The following is a 22,695-nucleotide window of genomic DNA, read 5'->3' on the forward strand; positions in this document are numbered from 1 at the left end:
GCTCGCGCACTCTCCTGATGGAAAATCAAAGGCCTGGCGCACGATCAGAGCGCGCGAGCCGCCGAATAGCCGAAGTCCGACTCGCTGGCGAGCGCATTGCGCAGCGGTCGCCCCAGCGCCGGCAGGTCAATCTCGTAGCGGTCGCCGGGTTCGACCACGATCTTGTCGGCAAAGCTCAGGGTGGCAGTCCCGAAGAAGTGAACATGCACGTCGCCGGGGCGGCGAAAGTTGCGATACTTGAAGTGGTGGTGCTCGAGATTGGCAAGGCTGTGGGCCATGTTGGCTTCACCGGTCAAAAACGGCTTTTCCCACAGCGTGCGCCCCTCGCGGACGATGCGGCTGGTGCCCTCCAGGTGCGCGGGAAGCTCGCCGACGAACAGCTCCGGGCCGAAGCTGCAGGCCCGCAGCTTGGAGTGCGCCAGCCACAGGTAGTTGAAGCGTTCGGTCACGTGGTCGGAAAATTCGTTGCCGATCGCATAGCCCACCCGCCACGGCGAACCGTCGTCGCCGATCACGTATAGCCCGGCCAGTTCCGGCTCTTCACCGGCATCCTGGGCAAAGGCCGGTGAAGGAATCTCGACCTCCGGCGCGACCACGCAGTCGCCGTCGCCCTTGTAGAACCACTCGGGCTGCGGCCCGACCTCTCCCGCCTTCGGCTTGCCGGCTTCAACACCCATGCGGAACATGCGCATCGAGTCGGTCAGTTCGCTCTCGTCCACCTTATCGGCAGAATGCATTGCCGAACGAGTATCGGCGCTGCCGAGATGCGTCAGCCCCGTGCCGGTGACCAGACAGTGCGCGGGATCGGGATGGGTCAGCGGTGGCAGCAACCGACGCTCCTCGACGATCTGCGCATAGTCGAGCCGCGAATCGGTCGCCGCAGCCTCGACCACGCTAGCCAATGACCGCCCGCTGGCGATGGCCTGTCTGGCCAGGCCGTAGACGCCCTCCTCGGCGGCGATGACACGAACCTCGGCGTCGGACATGACCTGAGCCACCGTCAGACGGTCCTCGTGCAGGCATTGAATCAGTCGCATGACGTACTCCTGGAATGGCTGATACCGCGAATGGCTGATACCGCGAGTCGATAAGGACCCGCCGGCGCGGGATATCGGGCGCCCGTTCGGGGCGGACGCTCATTACTTCCGCCTATGTTGAACATATAACCAATAAGTACAACATAGACTTTCGCCGCAGCGACGATGGCGCCGGCACCGGTTAGTTTCGTCATCTATCGCCGTCGAACTCGTCTTCGGTCCTGCTCGAAGGCGGTGAAGAGCGCTGACTACGCTCGAAAAACAGCTGACGACACTGCGCATCATTTTTCCATTTCCCTGAAGCAAATTAAGGCGCGATCAACGATTCCTATACCAATGTCTAGCCTTTACGGATATTGCACTCAATGGTCATTGATCATAGCTTCGAGTAACGAAAAGAACACCCAGTGGCTCCATCTATCGACGAGGAATGCGCCATGTCTCATACCAGAAAGCACCGTCTACTCTGCAACATTCTTGGCGCCGGACTGGCTCTGACGCTGCCACTGACGGCACTGGCCGACTATCCCGAGAAGCCGATCACGCTGATCGTGCCGTGGGCAGCCGGCGGGGGTACGGATGCGACGGCGCGCACCATTGCCGCGGCGATGGAAGAAGAGCTCGGGCAGACGGTCAACGTGGTCAATCGCACCGGCGGCAGCGGCGTGGTCGGTCATACCGCCATGGCGATGGCCAGACCGGATGGCTACACGCTCGGTCTGATCACCGGCGAGATCAACATGATGCACTGGCAGGGGCTGACGCAGCTCACCTACCAGGATTACACCCCGATCGCGCAGATCAACTACGACTATGCCGGCATCCAGGTGGCGGCCGATGGGCCTTTCGATTCCGTCCAGGCGCTGGTCGACAAGGTCAAGAGTGAGCCGGCGCGTACCTATACCGCTTCCGGTACCGGTCAGGGCGGCGTCTGGCATCTGGCCTTCGCGGGATTCCTGCTCGATCAGGGCATGGAGGCGGATCGCGTCTCCTGGATTCCCAGCCAGGGCGCGGCACCGGCCATGACCGAGATGGCCGCCGGCAGCATCGATATCGTGCCGAGTTCGGTACCCGAGGGGCGATCGATGATCGATGCCGGCAAGGCGAAAAGCCTCGCGATCATGGCGCCCGAGCGGCTCGAGACCTTCCCCGACGTACCCACGCTGAAGGAGGCCATCGGCAGCGACTACACCATCGGCGAGTGGCGCGGCATCGCCGGTCCGAAGGGAATGGATCCGGCCGTCGTCGACAAGCTGACGAGCGCGATCAAGGCGGCCTACGAAAGCGATACCTATCAGAGTTTCATGGCCAAGCAGGGCTTCGGTACCGAGTGGCGAGCGGGGGATGACTTCGGTCAGTTCATGGCGGAGCAGGATGCACGCTTCGGCAAGATCGTCGAACAGGTCGGCCTGGCCAAATGACCTTGAGCCCCGCGCGAGAGCGCATCGTTTGAGAACGCATCCTGTGAGACAGTCACGGTGAGAGTAAGCCCATGAGAGACTTCCTGCTCGGACTGGTCTTTGCCATCGGCGGCGGCGTAGTCATCGCCGTCGCCCAGACCTATCCCACCATGCCGACGCTGCAGTTCGGCCCTTCGCTGTTTCCCTCGCTGATCGGCGCAGGCATGGTGATCGGCGGCCTGCTTCTCGCCCTGACGCAGATTCGACAGCTCAAGACCGCGATGGCGGATCGGCGCTTGCCCTCGAGTCGCTACGACGTTCGCGGGCTGCTGATCTCGCTGGTGCCCTGCGCACTGATCGTGTTCTACATCCTGGCCAGCGACGTTCTCGGTGCACCGCTTTGCATGGCGATGGCCATGATCGTGCTGATGCTGATGCGCGGTGCCAGGCTCTGGCTGGCGCTGGTCGTCTCGATCGTCGTCGCGGCGCTGATCTACTGGCTGTTCTCGAGCTACCTGCTCATCCCGCTACCGGAAGGCGCTCTGTTTGCGCAGACCTCGCCTGTCGGCATAACGGCAAGCCCACTGCGCACGCTCGCTGACGCGATGGAGGTCGCTCATGGCTGATTTCCTGCAAGGCCTGGCCATGGTCTTCAACGCCCAGACGCTGCTGGTCATCGTCGCGGCCGCCGTCTTCGGTCTCTTCGTCGGCGCCATTCCCGGTCTGACGGCGACCATGGCGGTCGCGCTGCTGGTACCGATCACTTTCTACATGGACGCGACGCCCGCCATTGCAGCGATCGTTGCGACCTCGGCGATGGCGATCTTCGCCGGTGATATTCCAGGCACCTATCTCAATATTCCCGGCACGCCGGCCTCCGCCGCCTATGTCGGCGAGTCCCATCGTCTGGCCCAGCAGGGCCGAGCGCGAGAGACACTCGGCACCAACCTGATCTGCTCGGTCATCGGAGGCCTGTTCGGCACGCTCGTGCTGGTCTTCGTCTCGCCGACGCTGGCCGAGGTAGCGCTCAACTTCAGCTCTTTCGAGTACTTCTGGCTGGCCCTGCTTGGTTTGAGCAGCTCGATCTTCATTGCCATCGGCTCGCGTCTCAAGGCGTTTCTGTCGCTCACCGTCGGGCTTCTGCTCTCCACCGTCGGACTCGATATGATGAGTGGCGCACCGCGATTCACGTTCGGCGTCCCCGATCTGATGGCCGGTATCAACTTCATACCGGTCATGATCGGCATGTTCGCGCTCAACGAGATCATGATGTTCTACGGCACGAAGACGGAAGCGCGTCGCGTCCCGGTCAAGGCGACAGACAGCGTGTTCAGCGAAGCGCCACGCCATCTGCGTAAGTACTGGCGAAACGTGCTCCGCGGCAGCTCGCTCGGCACCTTGATCGGCGCCCTGCCAGGCGCCGGCGCGGACATCGCCGCGTGGATCGCCTATGCGCTCGGCAAGAGCCGCTCCCGACACAAGGAGAAGTACGGCACCGGGCATATCGAGGGGATCGTCGACGCCAGCTCGGCCAACAACTCCGGCATCAGCGGTGCCTGGGTACCGGCGCTGGTGTTCGGCATCCCCGGCGATACCATCACCGCCATCGTGATCGGCGTCCTTTACATGAAGGGTATGAACCCGGGGCCGACGATCTTCATGGAGGGTGGCGGCCAGGTCTATGCCCTGTTCACCGTTTTCTTCGTTGCCAACCTGATCATGCTGCCGATCGGCTACCTGGCGATTCGCGCTTCCAAGGTTTTCATTCTCACGCCGCGCAAGATGCTGATGCCGGTCATCCTGAGCTTCTGCATCGTCGGCGCCTTCGCGATCAACAACGCGATCACCGACATCTGGATCATGCTGATCATCGGACTGGTCGCTTTCGTGCTGGCGCGCAACGACTTCCCCATGGCCCCGGCCATTCTCGGGCTGGTTCTCGGCGGTACGCTCGAAAACAGCTTCATGAGCTCGATGCTTAAGTCCAATGGCAACCTGCTCGCCTTCTTCGAGCGGCCGATCAGTGCCGGCCTGGGTGCCCTGGTGATCCTGATCTGGCTGCTGCCGACGCTGATTCGACTGATCCGGCGCTCGCGCCACCAACCGTCCCTGGAACCGTCCGAAAACCGAGGTCCCCATGACACGCCATGATGCCGCCACGCTGCGCCAGACGCTGGAGTCCCTGTTCGCCGAAGCCGGCGCCACGCCCACGGTTGCCGAAACCACTGCCCACGTGCTCGTGGAGGGCGATCTGCTGGGCCACCATACGCACGGCGTCAAACTGGCCAACGGCTATCTGAAGGATCTGATCTCGGGGCACGCCAAGGGTGACGACAGCGTACTGGAGATTCATCGCACCAGCCCGGTGGCGGCGCTGTTCGACGGGCACTATCTGCTAGGGCCCTACGTCGTGCAGCGTGCGCTCGATCACTGCCGGGACGCCGCCAGCGAGTTCGGCATCGGCATGGTCAGCGTCAAGCGCGCGCACCATATCGCCTGCCTCGCCGCCTACCTCAAACCGCTGGTCGAAGCCAACCTGATCCCGCTGGTCCTGAGCTCCGACCCGGCGGTCGCCTCGGTCGCGCCCTTCGGCGGGCTGGAGCGCGTCTACACGCCAAATCCCCTGGCGATCGGGATTCCCGGGCGCGAGCAGCCGATGCTGATCGATGTCAGCATGTCGACGATCACCAACGGCACCGTCGCCAAGACTCGCGCCGCTGGCGGCAAGCTCCAGCATCCGGCGATTCTCTCCGGGCGGGGCGAGGCCAGCGACGACCCCGAGGATTACTTCGCCGAGCCACCGGGCAGCATTCTGCCGCTAGGCGAGCTGGCGTTCGGCCACAAGGGATTCGCGCTGGGCTTGATGGTCGAAGCCTTGACTTCGGCACTCGCCGGGTTCGGCCGCAAGGATGCCCCGACCGGCTGGGGCGCCTCGGTCATGGTGATGGTCATCGACCCGGCCAGATTCGGCGGCACGCAGGCATTTCTCGATGAAACCGACTTCGTGGCGCGCCGCTGTCTCGATGCCACGCCGCGCGATTCGAAAAACCCGGTCCGCCTGCCCGGACAAACCGGTCTGGCCTGCCGCAAGCGCTATCTCGCCGAGGGCATTCCGCTGCCGGAAGACGTCGTCGAGGCGATGCGGGAGGCGGTGTCGCGCTCGTCACTGGCGGGCACCACCGCCTTTGGCTAGCGCCGGTGATGCTGATCGGCCCCTCTTTTTCCCCAAGTTCCCCCAGCTACCCCCGTTTCACCCGTTGGACAACCGGAGACGAATGACTCATGTCGCAACCGACCGATCTCGACTGCCTCCCCGAAGACGCCGCCCGCGCGCTGCTCGTCGGCCGCGTCTGGCGAACCTACGATGACGCCTCCGCCGGCCCGGCTCTGGTCGCCCTTCGTGAAGGCGAGCTGTTCGACATCTCCAACCACGCCGCGACCATGGCCGATCTGCTGGAGCGCAGCGACGCTGCCGACATCATCCGCCTGGCCCCCGGGGAGTCACTGGGCACGCTCGCCGGCATTCTCGCCAACGCGCAAGAACGCGAGCCGACACCGCCGTATCTGCTCGCCCCGTGCGACGTGCAGGCGATCAAGGCGTGCGGCGTAACCTTTGCGGTCAGCCTGCTGGAACGCGTGATCGAAGAGCAGGCCGGCGGTGATCTGAATCGCGCCAACGCGCTGCGTCAGGAGATCCAGTCGCTGATTGGCGGCGATCTTTCACGCATCGAGCCGGGTTCACCGGAAGCCATGGCACTCAAGGCCGAGCTGCAGGCGCGCGGCGGCTGGTCACAGTACATGGAGGTCGGCATCGGGCCGGATGCGGAAGTCTTCTCGAAGGCGCAGCCGCTGTCTGCCGTCGGTCACGGCGCTCGGGTCGGGCTGCATCCGGCCTCGCAGTGGAACAATCCCGAGCCGGAGATCGTGCTTGCCGTGGACGCCAGCGGACAGGTGCGAGGTGCCACGCTCGGCAACGACGTCAATCTGCGCGACATCGAGGGGCGCAGCGCCCTGCTGCTCGGCAAGGCCAAGGACAATAATGCCTCGTGCGCCATTGGCCCGTTCATCCGGCTGTTCGACGAGCACTTCGGCATCGACGATGTGCGCTCGGCCAAGGTGTCGCTGCGAATCGAGGGCGAGGACGACGATTTCGTGCTCGAGGGCGAGAGCGACATGCGTGAAATCAGCCGCGATCCGCTCGACCTGGTGGCACAGACCCGAGGCGCTCACCATCAATATCCGGACGGCTTCATGCTGTTCCTCGGCACGATGTTCTCGCCCATTCAGGATCGCGACGGCAAAGGCCAGGGATTCACGCACCACGTCGGCGATCGCGTGACGATCGCCACGCCGCGACTAGGCGCCCTTTGCAATACTGTCGACCGCAGCGATCGACTGCCGCCCTGGGAGTTCGGCATCCGTGCGCTGCTTGCCCACCACGCCCGACGACGCGCCGCCAGCGAGGGCACCGACGGTGATACCGGCCGGCCATGAAACCTGTCAGTCTCCGCGAGCCAGCAGCATGTCGATGAACTCACCGACCAGCGCCGGCACCTCTTCGCGCTTGCGCGTCAGTACGCCGTAGTATCCGAGCGGTTCGCCAATGGTCAGCGGCAGCGCCGCGAATGCGCCTGCCGACACTGCCGTTCGAAGCACCGAGGTCGGCAACAGCGCAATGGCGTCGGAGGCCCCGACCATCTGCAGCGTGGTCTGGGTCGACGTCGTCTCGACCACGTTGCGTGGCGAAGGTACCCCGGCTTCCGCCAGCGCCGCCTCGAACAGGCCGCGCATCGGACTCCGCATCGGGTGCAGCACCCAAGGCCAGCGAATTACCTCACCCAGCCCCGGCATCCCCTCGCACAGCGGATGCCCTGCCCTGACGACAACGGAGACAGGCTCCGCCTGAAGCGGCACGAAATCGAACAGATGGCGCTGTGCCGCGTCGGTAAACCGACCGATCGCCACGTCGAGGCGCTTGTACTCGAGATCCACCAGCAGCCGATCGCTGGAATTCTCCACCAGACTCACCGCCAGTTGCGGCCGGCGCGCCTTGATCGCGGTAATCGCCTGCGGCAATACCAGCGGCGCGGCACCGGGCACTGCACCGATCGCCAACTTGCCGTGACCGCCCTCCCGCAATGACACCAGGTCATCGATCAATCGATCGGTATCGTTGAGCACGCTGCGGGCGTAGCGCACGAGCAGGCGTCCGGCATCCGTGACCTCCATTGCTCGCGGCTGACGACGAAATAGCGTCATGCCGAAGAAGGTTTCGATGTCCTTGAGCATTTTGCTGGCCGCCGGCTGGCTCATGTTCATGTGCCGAGCGGTGCTGTGAAGGTTGCGACTTTCGTCCAGCGTCACCAAAAGCACCAGGTGCTTGAGTCGCAGCCAGCTCTTCACGTGAATTCGACTATCGTTGGACATCCACCGCTCCTCGCCACCAACCAACGCTCGAAAGCCAGTCAAAAATCATTCCTTAGTCACAAACAATAACCTCAGGTTATCCGGGGCGCAAAAAAAACGATTATCCCGAAAGCCGACCTGTCATTAGTCTCTATCCCACAAAATAAAAACGGTAAATCATCGAAAATTTTCCGGCATGACTAAAGTATTATTGCCGAATTAAACAAAATTAACTCCTCGAATTGACGTTCTCGCCGATCGGTAATTCGAGCCAAATGACGCACAATCTTTAGCGATGGCGTTGCCGGCTCAGGGGTTCGTTCAGCCTGGCCGGCTACGAAAAAGGACCCTATCAGCATGCCCAGGATCGAACGCATCGAAGTTCACGACATCCGGTTCCCCACGTCTCGCCAACTCGACGGCTCCGACGCGATGAACGCTGCGCCGGATTATTCGGCGACCTACGTGATACTGCACACGTCCGGTGATGCGCTCAGTGGCCACGGCCTGACGTTCACCATCGGTCGCGGCAACGATCTCTGCGTCGCCGCGGTCCAGGCGCTGTCGGCCCAGGTCGAGGGTCGCGATCTCGCCGAGATCACCGCGGACATGGGACGCTTCTGGCGGGAGCTGACCAGCGGCGACAGTCAGCTGCGCTGGCTGGGTCCGGAAAAAGGCGTCATGCACCTGGCCTCGGCGGCACTGGTCAACGCGGTCTGGGATCTGTGGGCCAAGCACGAAGAAAAACCGGTCTGGAAACTCTTGACCGACATGACGCCGGAGGCCCTGGTCCGCTGCCTCGATTTTCGCTTCGTGACCGATGCGCTGACACCGGAAGAGGCGATCGGCCTGCTCAAGCGCCAGCAGAGCGGTAAGGCCGAGCGTGAGTCATGGTTGCGCGAGCACGGCTACCCCGGCTACACCACCTCGGCAGGCTGGCTCGGTTACTCGGAAGAGAAGATGCGCACGCTTTGCCGAGAGGCGCTCGCCGATGGCTGGGATCAGTTCAAGCAGAAGGTCGGCGGCGACATCGAGGAGGATCGTCGTCGCGCCCGCATCCTGCGCGAGGAGATCGGCGAGTCGCGCGTGCTGATGATGGATGCCAACCAGATGTGGGATGTCGACGAATCGGTCGAAAACATGCGCCGCCTCGCCGAGTTCAACCCCTACTGGATCGAGGAACCGACCAGTCCCGACGACATTCTGGGCCATGCGGAGATTCGCCATCGCCTCGGCTCGATCCGCGTCGCCACCGGCGAACACTGCCACAACCGGGTGATGTTCAAGCAGTTCTTCCAGGCGGAGGCGCTCGACGTGTGTCAGCTGGATGCCGCTCGCCTGGGCGGGCTCAACGAGGTCATCCTGGTGCTGCTGCTCGCCGCCAAGTTCGATATCCCGGTCTGTCCCCACGGCGGCGGCGTCGGCCTTTGCGAGTACACCCAGCATATCTCGATGTTCGACTATATCGCCGTCTCCGGCTCGCTCGACGGCCGGGTGCTGGAATATGTCGATCATCTTCACGAGCATTTCGTCGACCCGGTCACGGTCGTTCGCGGGCGTTACCAGCTGCCGCGGGCGCCGGGTTACAGCGCCACCCTGAAAGCCGACTCGCTCGCTGCCCATCACTACCCCGACGGCAGCGCCTGGCGCGACGCGCAGGCACACGCATGAACGCTATCCACCACCGTCGTCGGGTGACGCGCGCCCTGCCGCCCCCCCATTTCACTCACAACCCAGGAGATCCATCGCCGTCGCCGACTGCGCGACGCTGTTCGACAAGACCCTGCGGAACGTCCGCTCTCCCGCAGTCCGTTACGCCATTCACGCATTCGATCTGACCGGCATCGAGACGCCGGCCACGTTCTGGAGCCGAAGATGAAAACAACCACCCCGCATTCAAGATCGTTCCCGCTGCGTCGCGCCGTCGCCTCGCTGATGACCGCTGCCGTGTTCGGCCTGGGCACTCTCTCCGCCAGCGCGGCGACCGAGATGCCGCCATTCCCGGATGTCACCGGCGACGTCGTTCAGGGCGATGGCAACGACTACAGCCTCAAGTTCAATATCGGGCTGACCCAGTCCAGCGCCCAATACCGCGGCCTCGAGTACTTCAAGAAGATCGTCGAGCAGCGCAGCGATGGCCATATCCAGGTGCAGATGTTCCACAGCGCCCAGCTCGGCGACGACCTGCAGTCGGTCAGCGCGCTGCAGGCTGGCACGCTGGAGATGACCTCCCCCTCGACCTCGCCGATGGTGAGCATGTTCCCGCAGTTCGCGGTGTTCGATCTGCCGTTTCTATTTCCCAAGCCGGAAGTCGCCGACCAGGTCCTCGACGGTCCGATCGGTCAGCGAATGCTGGAAGAAGCCTCCACCAAAGGCCTGGTCGCGATCGGCTGGTCAGAGAACGGCTACCGTCAGCTGACCAATAGTAAACGTGCGGTGACCAAGCCTGCCGACCTCGAAGGCCTGAAAATCCGCACCATGCAGAACCCGATCCACCTGGATATCTGGCGCACGCTGGGTGCCAACCCGACCCCTATGTCATTCGCGGAACTCTTCACCGCGCTCGAGCAGCACGTGGTCGACGGCCAGGAGAACCCCTGGATCACGATCAAGTCCTCCAAGTTCAACGAGGTACAGCAGTACGCCACCGAGACGAATCATGTCTACACGCCCTTCATCACGCTGGTCTCCGAACGCTTCTGGAATCGGCTGCCCGAGAACTACCAGCAACTGCTGCGTGATGCCGCCAAGAAGATGGGCGACTACGAACGTCACGTGAGCCGCACGATGAACGACCAGATCAAGGAAGAGCTGAAAAGCGAAGGCATGGAGGTGACCGAGCTGACGCCCGAGCAGGTGAAAGTGTTCCAGGACAAGCTCGAGCCGGTCTACGCCGATTGGCGCGACAAGATCGGTGGCGATCTGATCGACAGCATCCGCGACGCCGCTGCCAACGCCGAATGACGATCGCCTGACAGGCACCTCGAACGCCGGACGTGGGCCTCCCCGTCCGGCAACTTTTGCACGGCCTCCACTGGCCTCATTGGGAGATCGCGATGAACGATGCGACGTCATCCGCCACCCGGGGATTACTGGGATGGTTGAAGCTGACGCTTGAGATCGCCGTCGGGCTGCTCGTCCTCGGTGTCGTCTTCTGCGTCACCGCCAACGTGTTCGGCCGCTACGTGCTCAACTACTCCTATACCTGGGCCGAGGAGCTCTCCCGCGTGCTGTTCATCTGGCTGGTGCTGCTCGGCGCCGGAGTCGGCAGCCTGGGCAACGAACATGTGGCGGTCACTTTCTTTCGCGACAAGGCGCCTACCGCGCTGAAGATGGCGGCCTCGCTGCTGGCGATCGCCGTGATCTACATCGTCTGCATCTGCATTCTGCTCGGTTTCAAGGATCTGATCTCCGGCTACACCAGCGCAACGCCGATGCTGGGCATTCCGCAGACCTGGCTCTACAGCGCCATGCCGGTGATGGCGGGACTCACGTTGATCGCCAACACCATCGCGCTGGTGAACCTGCTCAGGGGCAGGCTGCCGCAAGGAGAAACGCCATGATTCTCTCGAGCATCTTGATCGGGCTGGCGATCTGCATCGTCATCGGCATGCCGATCTCCTTCGGTCTCGGCGCGATTACCCTGTTCATCTTCTACGAGGCGGACTACGCGCTGTCACCGATCGTCTCGCAGGCGGTCAACGGCCTGGACTCCTTCCCGCTGCTGGCGATTCCACTGTTCATTCTGGTCGGCGAGGTCATGAGCGAAGGCGGCATCGCGACCCGCCTGGTAAGGCTCGCGAGCGCCTTGGTCGGCTTCGTCGCCGGCGGTCTGGGTCAGGTCGCGGTGCTCACCTCGATGTTCTTCGGCGGGATCAGCGGCTCCGCAGTCGCCGATGCCTCGGCCGTCGGCAGCATGATGATCGAGCCGATGAAGCAGCACCGCTACTCGGGCCCGCTCGCTACCGCGATCGTGGTGGCCGCCTCGGTCGTCGGCATCATCATTCCGCCGTCGATCCCGATGATCCTGTTCGGCGTGGTGACCAGCACCTCGATCTCGGAGCTGTTCATGGCCGGCATCGTGCCCGGCATCCTGATCACGCTGGGCCTGGCGATCACGACTTATATCCAGTCGCGCAAGAACGGCCGCGGGCAGCCGTTTTCGGTGCCGGAACTCGCCAGCGCGCTGAAGGATGCCTCGCTCGCACTGCTGCTGCCGGTGATCATCGTCGGTGGCATTCTATCCGGCGTCTTCACGCCGACCGAGAGTGCCGCCATCGCGCTGGTCTATGCCTTCGTGGTGTCGTTCGTGGTCTACCGCAGCCTGTCGCTCAAGCGATTCTTCGCGCTGTGCATCACCACCGGCAAGCTGACCGGCGTGGTCATGCTGCTGCTCGCCTTTGCCAGCGTGCTGGCGTGGCTGCTGACGGCGAACATGATTCCGCAGCAGCTCGTGGTCACGCTCTCGTCGCTGACCGAGAACAGCTTTTTGCTGCTGCTCATCCTGTCCGCGTTCCTGCTGGTGGTCGGCTTCTTCATGGATCTGACCCCGGCCATGGTGATTCTCGCGCCGCTGATGACGCCCGTGGTGGTCAAACTCGGCATCGACCCGGTCTACTTCGGCGTGCTGATGTCATTCATTCTTGGCATCGGCCTCATCACGCCGCCGGTCGGCACGGTGCTTTACGTCGGCTGCGGCGTCGGCAAGGTCGGCATGGAGAAGCTGGTGAAGAGTCTGTTGCCGTTCTATTTCACGCTGATCGGCCTGCTTGTGCTATTCCTGGTCTTTCCGCAGATCGTGCTGTGGTTCCGCTGAACCCGCCGCCTTGAGTGACAAGAGAGTTCGCATGACATCCAACGACGCACTTCTCGACACGCGCCTCGAAGACCTGGCCGGCCTGCTCGGCAAGGGTGGGCTGCTCACCGCCGCCGAGGACATGGAGCGCTATCGGGTCGACTGGCCCGGCTATCGCGGCGCGCTGCCGCTGGCCGTGGCACGACCGGCGACGACACAGCAGGTCGCCGACGTGGTCGGCTACTGCCACCGTCACGATATACCGCTGGTGCCTCAGGGTGGCCATAGCGGTCTGGTCGGCGGCGCCCTGCCGGATGCCGAGACGCCGGAGCTGGTGTTGAGCCTGGAGCGACTGGCAACGATCCGCGACGTCGATCCGATCAACTTCACCATGAGTGTCGATGCCGGCTGCGTGCTGCAGTCGATCAAGGACGCGGCGGCCGAGGCCGACTGCGACTTCCCGCTCTCGCTCGGCGCCCAGGGCAGCTGCCAGATCGGCGGCAATATCTCGACCAACGCTGGCGGTTTGAACGTGCTGCGCTACGGCATGATGCGCCAGCTGGTTCTCGGCCTGGAGGTGGTGCTGCCGGACGGGCGTATCTACAACGGCATGAAGGCGCTGCACAAGAACAACACGGGCTACGATCTCAAGCAGCTGTTCATCGGCGCCGAAGGCACGCTGGGGGTCGTCACCGGCGCCGTGCTCAAGCTTTCGCCGCGCGCGCAGACCACCCGCAGTGCGCTGCTCGCCTGTCCCGACGTCGATGCCGTGCTGGGGCTTTATGCGCTCGCTCGCCGGCGCTGCTGCGACCTGCTCACCGCTTTCGAGCTGGTGCCGCGCACCTGCCTGGAACTGGCGCTGGAAGCGGCACCCGATCTGCGCGATCCACTCGAGACGCCCTCGCCGGTCTATGTGCTGATGGAGGTCGCGGCGAGCGGCCCGATCGATCTCGATACCATGATCGAAGGCCTGTTCGAGCAGGGTCTGGAGGCCGGCCTGCTGAGCGATGGCGTGCTCGCCGGCAGCGACGCGCAGGCCGAGAGCCTGTGGCGGATTCGCGAGGCCATGCTGGAGGGCCAGAGAAACCGCGGCGAGCATCTGAGAACCGACGTCGCGTTGCCGATCTCGTCGCTCGGCGAATTCCACGCACGCGCCAGCCAGGAGATTCTGGCACTGTCGCCCGAGGCGACCATCATCGCTTATGGCCACATCGGCGACGGCAACCTGCATTTCAACATTCTGCCGCCGCCCGGCCTGGAAACCGAAGCACGCACGACACTGTTGCATGAGCTCGAGGAGCGGCTGTTCGAGATCGTCACGGAATTCGACGGAAGCATCAGTGCCGAGCATGGCATCGGCCGCTTCAAGCAGGCGGCGTTCCTCGAACGGCTCTCGGAGCCGGAATTCGACCTGATGCGCGGGCTCAAGTATCTGCTCGACCCGCGCAGCCTGCTCTCGCCGGGGCGCATCCTGCCACGACCCGGCGACTGAGCCGCGCCGCCGGAGTGCGACCGACACTCAGCGCACGTGTGCACATTCGGCCAGCAGCGCCAGGGGGGAATCGCCCCTTTCAGGTCTCGCGCTTGTCGGCGAGCCATCGCAGATAACCCGGCACCGCGATCTCGCCGGCGCGGTGGAAACTCGCCAGCCGGTCCTGGACCAGGGATTCGGACTCCTTGATGTGACGATACAGGGCGTCGCTCGCCTCGTGCGGCCGGCGCGCCTGCATCGCTTCGAAAACCCGCCGGTGGGCCGCGAAAAAAGGGTCTCCCGGCGGCAGCGCAATCGCTTTGCCCAGCAGGTGCTTGCTGATCAGCAGGATGGGGCGCGTACGCTGCAACATGATCAGGATCTCGGTATTACCGCCAAGCGCCAGCGCTTCGTGATGCAGATCGTTCTCGAGCGCATCGAGCTCGTTCGGCGTCACCTTCGGATACGCCACCCTCGCCCGCTCGAGCCGCTCCAGATAACGCTCGACCGGTGCCGCCTCGGCACGCTCGCTGGCCAGACCGATCATGAAGGGTTCGAGCTGGCGGCGGGCCTCGTAGAGCTGATGGAGCCGGTCGGCATCCAGCGGCACCACGTTCCAGCTCGAGTACTTGACCTTCTCGACCACCCCCAGCGACTGCAGCTGCAGAAGGATACGGTGGGTCGTGGTGCGACTGACACCCAGCGTCTTGGCCAGCTGCAGCTCATTGAGTTCGAGCCTTCCCTTCATCGAGCAGAGCACCACATCGTGCTCGACCTGCTCGGCCAGCTCTCGCCAGGACTCGGTCCGGGTCACTGAGGCCCTTCCCCCGGCGGCGCGAAAATCGGCGGCGCTCAACGTACGCCTGACGACCTCGCGCGGTGCTCGCCCGACCACGAAACCGCGCCCCTCGAAGCGGCTGATCACGCCCTCCTCGTGCAGCCGGCCGAGTGTCTGGCGGACCGGCGAGCGACTCATGCCGAAGATATCGGCGATATTGCCCTCCAGCAGCACCAGCCCGGGCTCGAGATGGCCGCTGGCCATACTGCGCAGTAGCGCATCGTAGAGTTGATCCTTGAGCGTTCTGGACATGACTCTCCCTGTTGGCTCTCTGTTGGCCCTCGCGACGAACGGTCAACGGCTCGATATAACGAGTATTGCATACAAAGGTCAGCAGCAGCCGCTAGACCAAGGCGCAAGACAACCGCCAGATCCCGTGGCGCCCGCTTTTTAACGGCCAAACGAAAACGCCAACGGCCAAACGAAAACGCCAACGGCCAAACGAAAACGCCGCCCCTGCGAACAGGGGCGGCGTCAGGCGAAGGCCAGTCGCGATCAGGCGCGAGAGCGGCGTACCGGTCCGTCGCCATCATTGCGGCGGCGCGGTGCACGTTCCGGTGCGCCTTGATCCTCGGAGATCTCGAGCTGACGGCCACCGACGCGAGCGCGGGCCATCTTGGCGAGAATCGAGGACGGCAGGCCGCTCGGCAGCTCGACCACCGAGAAGGCGTTGCGAATATCGATGCGACCGATCCGGGCACCTTCGATACCGCCTTCGTTGGCGAGCGCGCCGACCAGCTGTCCCGGCTTGACGCCATCCTTGTGGCCCACCGACACGCGGTAGCGGGTCATGCCTTCACGCGGGGCGCTGTCGCGACGACGCGGGCCACGATCGCGACCGCCATCACGGCCGCCGTCGCGCCCGTTGTCGCGTCGCGACGGGCCGCTGGTGATGCGGCCGATCGGTGCTTCACCGGCACGCGCCAGCGTCGCGAGTGCCGCTGCCAGTTCGATCGGGTCGTGCCCCTCTTCGACCAGCTTCTCGATCAGCTCGCGCTGCTGGCCGGCGCCCGCTTCGAGCATCTCGCGCAGTCGCGCGCTGAAACGGTCGTCGCGGTGGCCACGAATGGCCGCTTCGTCGGGCAGCGGCATCTCGCTCATCGGCTGGCCGGTCGCCTGCTCGACCCAGCGCACCTTGCGGGTCTCGCGACCGCCGGCAAAGGTGATCGCGACGCCGTTACGCCCGGCACGACCGGTACGGCCAATGCGGTGGATGTAAGCCTCGGAGTCCTGCGGCAGGTCATAGTTGATGACGTGCGTGATGCGCGGCACATCGAGACCGCGCGCGGCCACGTCGGTCGCGACCAGGACATCGACCTTGCCACGCTTCAGACGCGTGACGGTGCGCTCGCGCAGGCTCTGATCGAGATCGCCGGAAAGCCCGGCGGCGTTGACACCGCGAGCGGTCAACTGCTCGACCAGCGTGGTGCAGGCAGCACGTGTACGGACGAAGACGATCGCCGCGTCGACCGGCTCGACCTCGAGAATACGCGCCAGCGCTTCCAGCTTGCTCGGCCCTTCGACGCGCACGACACGCTGCTCGATATTTTCGCCGGTGCTGACCTTGGATTCGATCGCGACCTTGACCGGGTCGACGAGATAGCGATTGACGATACGCTCGATCTCGGCCGGCAACGTGGCAGAGAAGAAGACGCGCTGCGAGCCCTGCGGCGTTTCGGAGACGACACGCTTGACGTCATCGATGAAGCCCATGCGCAGCATCTCGTCGGCCTCGTCGAGTACCAGCGCGGAGAGCCCTTCGAGTTTCAGGCTCTTGCGATCGAGATGGTCGATGATGCGTCCCGGCGTGCCGACGACGATCTGCGCACCGCGCTTGAGCGCAGTGAGCTGCTCGCGGTAGTCCTGACCACCGCACAGCGTGGCGATCTCGAGACCCTTGAGATTCTGACCATATTTGGAGAAAGAGACGGCGACCTGCTGCGCCAGCTCACGGGTCGGTGCCAGCACCAGCACCTGGGGCTCGCGGCGATCGAGCTCGACGCGGCTCAACAGCGGCAGCGCGAAGGCTGCGGTCTTGCCGGTGCCGGTCTGGGCCTGGCCCAGCACGTCGCGGCCGTCCAGCAGCGCGGGAATCGTCTGCGCCTGGATCGGGGAGGGGGTTTCGTAACCCAGTTTATCGAGGGCAGACAGTACATCCGGCAATAGCGCCAGATCGCCAAAGCTTGGCGTCGCTACGTCAGTCGAGGTCATTTCACACCTTGGAGTGGCCGGTGGACACCGGCGAAAATGTCATGGTACCGAGGGTGACTGGCCGTCGAGCGCGGCTCACCTGCCATCCATCGATGGCGGCGCGTCGTTCGTCGAAAACAGTCGGTCCTGTCGGATACCGGTCGCACCTGGCATTGGGCCTGTCGTATCGCGATCCATCACGATAGCGTCGGCTTCTGTGGCGACCTTGTTGCGCCCGGCTGCGGGAATCGTCAGCCGCTGTAGCGCTCCATCGTTGCATCCGGACGCTGGCATCGGCTCGCGCCGTGCGTCATTCACGAGATACGTCCGGTCGGCTCATCGATCACGGGTCGATGGCAAAATTGGCAGACATATCGGCAGGATGGTGGGGTCAACACATGCGAGGAAGCGCAACTATACCATCGGCGAAGTCGCTTCTCCAAACACAAACGTAATTTTCCTACCAATCTTCCCGACCGATACCGGCGCAGGCGATTCCGACGCAAGCTCGAAGTGCGGCTGGGACGATCAGCGGATAGACTGACGCGCCGGACACGCAAGGGACGCGACAACAACCATGCCGACACTCTGGATCGATGCCGATGCCTGCCCCAAGGTCGCCCGCGAGATCATCGTACGCGCCGCCGAGCGCACCGGGACCCGGACCTGGATGGTCGCCAATCACGCCATTCCGCTACCGCCCTCCCGCTGGGTGAAGTCGCGCACGGTCGCACACGGGTTCGACGCCGCCGACGATGCCATCGTCGAAGCCGTCCTCTCCGGTGACCTCGTCGTCACCAGCGATCTTCCCTTGGCCGAGGCCGCCATCGCCCGCGGCGCCCATGTCATGACCACGCGCGGCGAAGCGCTGACGCGAGACAACATTCGGGCACGCGTCCAGATGCGCGATTTCATGGAAACGCTGCGCGCCAGCGGCGAACATACGCGCGGACCCAATGCCTACGACGATGCCGATCGGCGCGAGTTCGCCAACGCGCTGGATCGCTGGCTACGCCGCCACGCCTGACGCTCGCGCGACGCCTTTCACTCATCGGCGCTCACGAATTCCGCGGCCGGTCAGACGTTCGCGATCATGTGGGGCATCGAGATCCAGCGATGGCCCCAGCGGCACGATGCGCGTCGGATTGATCGTCGGATGGCTGTAGTAGTAGTGGCGCTTGATGTGATCGAAGTCGACCGTTTCGGCGACGCCCGGCCATTGATAAAGCTCCCGCAGGTAGTGGGAAAGCTGCGGATAGTCGGTGATGCGTCGCCGGTTGCACTTGAAGTGCCCGTGATAGACGGCGTCGAAGCGAACCAGGGTGGTAAAGAGCCGAATATCGGCTTCCGTCAGCCACTCACCCGCCAGATACCGCTGCTGGGCCAGTCTCGCTTCGAGACGATCCAGACAGTCGAATAGCGCGCGAAAGTGCTTCTCGTAGACTCCCTGCTCGGTCGCGAAGCCGGTCTTGTACACGCCGTTGTTGACGTTGTCGTAGACATCGGCATTGACGGCATCGATCGTTTCGCGCAGATCCGTCGGATAGAAATCCAGCCGATTGCCGGTCAAGTCGTCGAACGCCCCATTGAAGATACGCAGAAGATCCGCCGACTCGTTGTTGACGATGCGCCCGTTGCGCTTGTCCCACAGTGCCGGCACGGTGACGCGCCCGGTATAGTCCGGATCGGTCAAGGTATAGAGCTGGTGATGAAACTCGACGTGATTGAGCGAGTCGCCACTCGATCCTTCATCGACATGATACGACCATCCCTGATCCAGCATCAGCGGGCTCGTCCAGGAGACATCGATCACCTTCTCGAGCCCCTTGAGCTTGCGCATCACCAGCGCCCGATGCGCCCACGGACAGGCGTAGCAGACATAGAGATGATAGCGCCCCGACTCGGCCTTGAGTCCTGGCTGTCCTTCCGGACCCGGCTCGCCATCGGGCGTGACCCAGTCACGCAGTTTGGCGGATTCGCGGACGAACTCACCTCCGTTGCCCTTGGTGTCATACCACTGATCCTGCCACTGTCCTTCGATGAGAAGTCCCATTGCCTGCTCCCTGATCGGATGTCATCGCCTGCAGAGGATAGGCGCTAACCGATAAAGGTCGAGCCCCGATGGCCATCATGGCAAGCGCGACCCCGCTCAGTGCGCGCCGCCGGATATCTCATGGTTACCCGGCAGCGTGTCGCGCGGGCAGGTCGCGACGACGCTTGCGAGCAGTGCGCCCGCCAGAGACCGTGTCGCAGGCCCAGCGCCGTCCATATCGCGATAGATCAACTGCAACGACGCGTGTCGGATGCCGCCGACCCGCAACGGCAGCGCCTTCAGCCGCCCGGCGGCCAGCGCATCGGCAATTCGTGTCTGCGGCACCCAGGCGAAGCCCAGCCCGCGCTCGAGCATGTCGACGGACGTCGAAAGGTGGCTCAGCGTCCAGCGCTGCTCCGCCTTGAGCCAGCCGACATCCATCCGATGGCGGACGGCGGAGTCGCGAATCACCAACTGGCGGTGCTGTTCGAGATCGCGCAGGTCGAGCTCTCGCCCCATGTCGTGAAGCGGATGGTGAGGATTCGCCACCGCGATGAACGGCACATCGACCAGCGGCTGCCCCAGAAATCCCTGCGCGCTCACGCCGGAAACGATCAGATCCGCCCGCGCCTCGTAGAGCATCTCCACCGCCCCGTTGAGTACGGTTTCGTGAAGCTGCACGCGAACATGGGGAAAGGCTTCCGAGAAGCGCGTCAGGGCATCGGCCAGCGCATCCGCCGGGAATATCTGATCGACGGCAAGAATGACCTCGGCCTCCTGTCCGCCCGCCAGGTGTTCGGCGACATCCTCGAGCGAGGCGGCATTGTCGATCAGCTGTCTCGCTCTTCGCAGCAGCATGGCCCCTGCTTCAGTCAACACCACCTGTCGCCCCTGTGGCTCGAAAAGCGTCACGCCCAGTTGCTCCTCGATCTTGTGGATCGCATGGTTGAGCGTGGAAGGACTTTTATGGATCACTGCCGAGGCCTTGGCAAAACCACCGTGATCGGCTACTGCTGCCAGCATTTGCCACTGCAGCAACGTGACTTTGGGCACGACTGTCTCCTCGTCTGTCCGGCGTATCCGACACCGCCCGGCGGGAATGCCCCTCGGACACGCCGCCACCGCCTGGTGTAAGAATGACGGATAGTTCAACGCCTGCAGGCATCTTACTTTTTGTCACCGGCGACGAAAATGTGCCGGAAGACAGGAACAGAAAAAGTCCGACAATTCTCATACAAGCCCTTTACGCCTGGAATATTAGCCGGCAAAACAATGATTTTTAATGCACCATATCAGTGCAATGAATTGCACCACCAGGTTACACCCGCTTACTTTCCCATCAGGTTTACCGGTAGGCGTTCAGCGATCCCGAAAAACGTGAAAGCCCGGCTCATGGCACTTCGTATACTGTATTTAAATACAGACTAGGCAATTAACACTGCACTAGGGTAAGGTTCATCAGCCTTTATTTAGTTTTGTCATCTTTTTTTATTCCGGGCCTTCATCTTCATGTTGCGAATTTTCCATTCGCTGCCCCGCACGCATAAGGTTCTTCTACTGCCGGTGGCCACCATGGTCACCGTGCTGGGCGCGCAAAAGATCATCGGTGTTTTCGGCGATTCCGAGAACACCACCGAGCCGCTAAATGTCGCCACGACGACCACGATTTCCCAATCGATCGTCAATGCCGCCGCCACTCAATCGGGCGATGGCCAACGCAGCGACGACAGCGACACCTCCCTCGATACGCCGCTGGCTCAACTCGAGCCGCTCGAGGTCATGAGCGTCGATTTCGTGCCCGAGGCGGAAGCCGACGATGCCATTCCGTCCACCTCGATCGCCAGACCGGTCGCTTCGAAGCCCGCGACTGCTCTGGCCAGCGATACGCTCCAGGTGGCCAACCGAGTTGCTCTCTCGTCCGGGACGCCGGCGTTATCCGACGAGGACAATGACGATGTCGGCGGTACTTCCTACGAGGACTGGACCTTCGACAACGCCGCCGATCCGAGCGGTAGCACGCAGCTCGGTGACGAAATCGCCTCCAAGGAGGACTACGTTCCCGAGTGGCAGAGCTACACCATCCAGAGTGGCGACTCCTTCGCGAAGACGGCTGAACGCACGCTGGGCCTTGGCTACTCTTCGGTGATGCAGATCCTCGGTACCGTGCCTGACAAGAAGGTCCTGACCCGCTGGCGCCAGGGCAGCAGCTTCGACTACAAACTGGATGCGTCCGGTGAGCTCATTGCGCTGCGGGTGATGAAGAACCCGCGCGAGGGCTATCTGATCCAGCGAAAGGACGAGAACCAGGATTTCGCCTACACCTCCATCGAAAAGACGGGTGAAGCGGCGCAGCGTGTCTTCAGCGGTACGGTCAGCGGCTCGTTCGCGTCGTCGGCGCAGTCCACCGGCCTTTCGACCGCCGAAGTCGCCGAACTGACTCAGGTGCTGTCCAAGAAGCTCGATTTCCGTCGCAATGCACGCGCGGGCGATCAGTTCCAGGTCGTCGTCGAGTCGGACATGATCGACGGCCAGTCGATGGACTCGAAGATCCTGGCCGCCCAGTACAAGGGTGAGCGCATGGACCTGACGGTGGTCCGCAATGATGCCGACGATCACTTCTATACGCCGGACGGCAATGGCCTCGACCCGGCCTTCAATCGCTACCCGTTCGAAGGTCACTACCGGATCAGCTCGCCGTTCAACCTGCGCCGACTGCATCCGGTCACCGGGCGTATCAGCCCGCATAAGGGCACCGATTTTGCCATGCGCTCCGGTACGCCGATCGATGCGCCAGCCGACGGTGTCGTCACGCGCGTGGTCGATCATCCGCTGGCCGGCAAATACATCGTGATCCACCACCCCAACGGCTACGACACGCGCTATCTGCACCTCAGCAAGTCGCTGGTCAAACCGGGCGAACACGTCAAGATGGGTGAGGAGATCGCGCTCTCCGGCAGTACCGGCCGCGTGACCGGTCCTCACCTGCATTACGAAGTCCTGGTCAACCACCACCAGGTCGATGCCATGCGAGTGAAACTGCCGGAATCCCAGAGCCTCACCGGCAAGGCGCTGGCCGCCTTCCAGAAACATTCCGAGGATCTGCTGGCCAAGCTCGATACGCAGAGCGGCGACGAACCCGCCATTGCTCAGGTCAAGCGCGGCAAGTCGGAGTCCGATGACAGTATCTGATCTCTTGCGGTAGACAGGCTCCCTCCTAAAAGCCCCGCTTCGGCGGGGCTTTTCCGTGCTCCGTTGAAGCCATGGTATGGCGCCGCCATGGAGACGCTCCAACCTCTTGCAGAGACCTGTCTGTTGCCAAGGCTTTGCGCTTGCAGAAACGGTTATACCGCCTGGAAGACGCCTCTCTAGCTCTTCCAGGCGCCTGCGTGTGCTGGCAAGGAGGCCGAGGATGACTCGCCGATCAGGCGTTTGAGCAGCTCGGCCTCACATAACCTCACCGCACCGCATTCAGGGCTGGCACTTTCGCTCACATAGGATCATTCTGGTAGCCACTCCATCCGCCAGC

Annotated in this window: 18 protein-coding genes; 12 read left to right on the top strand and 6 right to left on the bottom strand. The window is 63.3% G+C overall.

The window, feature by feature from the left end:
• Nucleotides 1-44: 44 nt before the first annotated feature.
• Nucleotides 45-1,037, bottom strand: a complete 993-nt coding sequence (gene araD1, locus IE125_RS14695; protein WP_189445415.1) for an AraD1 family protein — start codon at nucleotides 1,035-1,037, stop codon at nucleotides 45-47.
• 437 nt (nucleotides 1,038-1,474) lie between these two features.
• Here araD1 and IE125_RS14700 point away from each other — a divergent pair, with 437 nt between their 5' ends.
• From IE125_RS14700 to IE125_RS14720, 5 genes are all read left to right on the top strand, one after another.
• Nucleotides 1,475-2,458, top strand: coding sequence for a tripartite tricarboxylate transporter substrate binding protein (locus IE125_RS14700; protein WP_189445416.1), 984 nt, complete (start codon nucleotides 1,475-1,477; stop codon nucleotides 2,456-2,458).
• A 71-nt stretch (nucleotides 2,459-2,529) separates the two neighbouring features.
• A complete protein-coding gene (locus IE125_RS14705; protein WP_189445417.1) occupies nucleotides 2,530-3,063 on the top strand; it encodes a tripartite tricarboxylate transporter TctB family protein in 534 nt (177 codons plus the stop codon).
• Entirely contained in the window at nucleotides 3,056-4,588 is a 1,533-nt protein-coding gene (locus IE125_RS14710) for a tripartite tricarboxylate transporter permease (RefSeq protein WP_189445418.1), read from the top strand. The genes IE125_RS14705 and IE125_RS14710 overlap by 8 nt, the downstream gene beginning before the upstream one ends.
• A complete protein-coding gene (locus IE125_RS14715; RefSeq protein ID WP_189445419.1) occupies nucleotides 4,575-5,630 on the top strand; it encodes an Ldh family oxidoreductase in 1,056 nt (351 codons plus the stop codon). The genes IE125_RS14710 and IE125_RS14715 overlap by 14 nt, the downstream gene beginning before the upstream one ends.
• Before the next feature lie 89 nt (nucleotides 5,631-5,719).
• On the top strand, nucleotides 5,720-6,931 hold the full coding sequence (locus IE125_RS14720; RefSeq protein ID WP_189445420.1) for a fumarylacetoacetate hydrolase family protein: 1,212 nt from the start codon (nucleotides 5,720-5,722) through the stop codon (nucleotides 6,929-6,931).
• Between the two features lie 6 nt (nucleotides 6,932-6,937).
• On the opposite strand, the gene IE125_RS14725 is transcribed toward IE125_RS14720, so the two are convergent.
• A complete protein-coding gene (locus IE125_RS14725) occupies nucleotides 6,938-7,864 on the bottom strand; it encodes a LysR substrate-binding domain-containing protein (protein ID WP_189445421.1) in 927 nt (308 codons plus the stop codon).
• Nucleotides 7,865-8,200: 336 nt separating this feature from the next.
• Here IE125_RS14725 and IE125_RS14730 point away from each other — a divergent pair, with 336 nt between their 5' ends.
• The 5 genes from IE125_RS14730 (at nucleotide 8,201) to IE125_RS14750 (ending at nucleotide 14,130) form a co-directional block, all read left to right on the top strand.
• On the top strand, nucleotides 8,201-9,514 hold the full coding sequence (locus IE125_RS14730) for an L-fuconate dehydratase (protein ID WP_189445422.1): 1,314 nt from the start codon (nucleotides 8,201-8,203) through the stop codon (nucleotides 9,512-9,514).
• Nucleotides 9,515-9,718: 204 nt separating this feature from the next.
• Entirely contained in the window at nucleotides 9,719-10,807 is a 1,089-nt protein-coding gene (locus IE125_RS14735; RefSeq protein WP_189445423.1) for a TRAP transporter substrate-binding protein, read from the top strand.
• Nucleotides 10,808-10,899: 92 nt separating this feature from the next.
• The gene (locus IE125_RS14740; RefSeq protein ID WP_189445424.1) at nucleotides 10,900-11,406 is read left to right on the top strand and encodes a TRAP transporter small permease; all 507 of its coding nucleotides are present in this window, start codon (nucleotides 10,900-10,902) and stop codon (nucleotides 11,404-11,406) included.
• A complete protein-coding gene (locus tag IE125_RS14745; protein ID WP_189445425.1) occupies nucleotides 11,403-12,659 on the top strand; it encodes a TRAP transporter large permease in 1,257 nt (418 codons plus the stop codon). Before IE125_RS14740 ends, IE125_RS14745 begins: the two co-directional genes overlap by 4 nt.
• A gap of 31 nt (nucleotides 12,660-12,690) precedes the next feature.
• Complete coding sequence (locus tag IE125_RS14750) at nucleotides 12,691-14,130, top strand: FAD-binding oxidoreductase (protein WP_189445426.1); 1,440 nt, start codon at nucleotides 12,691-12,693, stop codon at nucleotides 14,128-14,130.
• Between the two features lie 79 nt (nucleotides 14,131-14,209).
• Here IE125_RS14750 and IE125_RS14755 read toward each other — a convergent pair whose 3' ends face one another.
• Together IE125_RS14755 and IE125_RS14760 are read right to left on the bottom strand one after the other, a co-directional pair.
• Entirely contained in the window at nucleotides 14,210-15,199 is a 990-nt protein-coding gene (locus IE125_RS14755) for a GntR family transcriptional regulator (RefSeq protein ID WP_189445427.1), read from the bottom strand.
• 243 nt (nucleotides 15,200-15,442) lie between these two features.
• Entirely contained in the window at nucleotides 15,443-17,158 is a 1,716-nt protein-coding gene (locus tag IE125_RS14760; RefSeq protein ID WP_189445428.1) for a DEAD/DEAH box helicase, read from the bottom strand.
• Between the two features lie 556 nt (nucleotides 17,159-17,714).
• On the opposite strand from IE125_RS14760, the gene IE125_RS14765 reads away from it, so the two are divergent.
• Nucleotides 17,715-18,164, top strand: a complete 450-nt coding sequence (locus IE125_RS14765; protein WP_189445429.1) for a YaiI/YqxD family protein — start codon at nucleotides 17,715-17,717, stop codon at nucleotides 18,162-18,164.
• 21 nt (nucleotides 18,165-18,185) lie between these two features.
• Here the strand turns inward: IE125_RS14765 and IE125_RS14770 are convergent, their stop codons facing one another.
• Both IE125_RS14770 and IE125_RS14775 read right to left on the bottom strand, forming a co-directional pair.
• Complete coding sequence (locus IE125_RS14770; RefSeq protein ID WP_189445430.1) at nucleotides 18,186-19,190, bottom strand: glutathione S-transferase family protein; 1,005 nt, start codon at nucleotides 19,188-19,190, stop codon at nucleotides 18,186-18,188.
• A 96-nt stretch (nucleotides 19,191-19,286) separates the two neighbouring features.
• The gene (locus tag IE125_RS14775) at nucleotides 19,287-20,222 is read right to left on the bottom strand and encodes a LysR family transcriptional regulator (protein WP_189445431.1); all 936 of its coding nucleotides are present in this window, start codon (nucleotides 20,220-20,222) and stop codon (nucleotides 19,287-19,289) included.
• A 456-nt stretch (nucleotides 20,223-20,678) separates the two neighbouring features.
• Between IE125_RS14775 and IE125_RS14780 the strand changes: the two genes are divergently transcribed.
• Complete coding sequence (locus IE125_RS14780) at nucleotides 20,679-22,358, top strand: peptidoglycan DD-metalloendopeptidase family protein (protein ID WP_189445432.1); 1,680 nt, start codon at nucleotides 20,679-20,681, stop codon at nucleotides 22,356-22,358.
• Nucleotides 22,359-22,695 lie beyond the last annotated feature (337 nt).

The sequence above is a fragment of the Salinicola rhizosphaerae genome, from assembly GCF_014652715.1.
Taxonomy (GTDB): Bacteria; Pseudomonadota; Gammaproteobacteria; order Pseudomonadales; family Halomonadaceae; genus Salinicola; species Salinicola rhizosphaerae.